The sequence below is a fragment of the Streptomyces solincola genome (assembly GCF_002982015.1).
Lineage (GTDB): Bacteria > Actinomycetota > Actinomycetes > Streptomycetales > Streptomycetaceae > Streptomyces > Streptomyces solincola.
In genome coordinates this window covers 1-1,593 of the sequence record NZ_PVLV01000534.1, presented here as the reverse complement: position 1 = coordinate 1,593, position 1,593 = coordinate 1, and the positions used below count along the sequence as shown (strand labels likewise).

At 73.1% G+C, this 1,593-nt stretch carries 1 protein-coding gene and 1 pseudogene; one reads left to right on the top strand and one right to left on the bottom strand.

The window, feature by feature from the left end; all coding sequences use genetic code 11:
• A pseudogene (locus C6N75_RS26610) lies at positions 1-340 on the top strand (pyridine nucleotide-disulfide oxidoreductase); the annotation flags it as partial.
• On the opposite strand, the gene mltG reads toward C6N75_RS26610, so the two are convergent.
• Positions 337-1,185, bottom strand: coding sequence for an endolytic transglycosylase MltG (mltG, locus tag C6N75_RS26605; protein ID WP_105871425.1), 849 nt, complete (start codon positions 1,183-1,185; stop codon positions 337-339). The pseudogene C6N75_RS26610 and the gene mltG sit on opposite strands and share 4 nt — an antisense overlap.
• Positions 1,186-1,593 lie beyond the last annotated feature (408 nt).

The following is a 1,593-nucleotide window of genomic DNA, read 5'->3' as shown; positions in this document are numbered from 1 at the left end:
GCGGACCCGGCGGGCCCGGGGGGGGGGCGTGCTGGAGCGGCTGCCGATGTTCGACCGGGTGACGGAGACGGGGGTGGCCTGGGACGACGGGCGGGTGGTGGAGGCGGACGTGATCCTGTGGGCGACCGGGTTCCGGGCGGCGGTGGACCATCTGGCGCCGCTCCGGCTGCGGGAGCCGGGCGGCGGGATCCGGATGGACGGGACGCGGACGGTCCGTGACGAGCGGGTGCATCTGGTGGGGTACGGGCCGTCGGCGTCCACGATCGGCGCCAACCGGGCGGGGCGGGCGGCGGTGCGGGACGTCATGAGGCTGCTGGGGCGCGCGCCGGTGGCCGCCTAGCCGGCGGTGGCGCGGCGGCGGGTGTTGAACTGCTCGACGTTGGCGAGGTGCTGCTGGTAGTCGGCGGTGAAGCGGGTGTCGCCGGGGGTGACCGAGACGAAGTACAGCCAGTCGCCGGGCGTGGGCTCGGTGGCGGCCCGCATGGCCTGCTCGCCGGGGTTGGCGATCGGCGTGGGCGGCAGCCCGGGGCGGTTGTAGGTGTTGTACGGGTTCTCGATGCGGGTGTCCTCGTGGGTGGTGTCCACGGTGTTGCGGTCCAGGGCGTAGTTGAGGGTGGAGTCCATTTGCAGCGCCATGCCCTGGGCGAGCCGGTTGCGGATGACGCGGGCGACCTTGCCCATGTCCTCGGCGGTGTCGGCCTCGGCCTGCACGATGCTGGCGATGGTCACCGTCTCGTAGAGACCGCCGCCGGGGCCGCTGGGGGCGCCCGCGGTGGTGCCGCCCGGGCCGAAGCGCCGGTCGGCGGTGGTCACCATGTAGCGCAGCAGGCTCTCCGGGGTGGTCGCGGAGGTGACCGGGTACGTCGCCGGGAACAGGAAGCCCTCGGGGTTGCCCTGCGCGGCGGCCGGCAGGGTGAGGTCGGTCTTGGCGGCGGCCGCGCGGGTGGTGCCGGCGGAGACGCCGAGGGCCTTGTCGACCGCGGCGTAGATCTGGCCGGCCCGCCAGCCCTCGGGGATGACCAGCGACCGGGGCTGCTCGGCGGAGGGGCTCTGCCTCAGCAGCACCAGCGGCACCATCGCTGCCGCCGCCAGGGCGACGGCGAGGCCGGCGACCAGCACCAGCACGCCCCGGCGGGTCATGCGAACCCTCCGCCGCCGACCGTTTTGAGGTGATGTGTTCCACATGCGGGCAAGGTAACCCGGGGCGACGGGGAAGCAGGCGAGGGCGGGACGGCCTTACGGCAGACGCTTACACGAACGTGGGATCGGATGTTCGCCGGATCGTGTGATGATCCGGCTTCCGCTGGCCCGGTCACCGAGTGGCGCGGGATGCTTACGTTGCGCAAGTGACGGGCTGCAGACCGGAGTTGCGCATGTCCCCCATCTGCATCATGCACAAGGAGAACGCAACACCATGAACATCGTCACCGACCTGCTCGCCGGCTTCTTCCACTTCCTCGGCTGGCTCGTCTGACAACCGTCCGACCGGTGAGCGCCCGCGCGGCGTTCACCCCCTGACGACTCGTTCGTCCCGCATCGCCGCCGCCCCGTCCCAGGGCGGCGGCGATGCCGTGTGCGGGGGCGGGGGGAGGC

Coding starts and splice junctions, on each gene's coding strand:
- mltG (WP_105871425.1), bottom strand. CDS start 1,185: ATGTGGAACACATCACCTCAAAACGGTCGGCGGCGGAGGGTTCGCATG.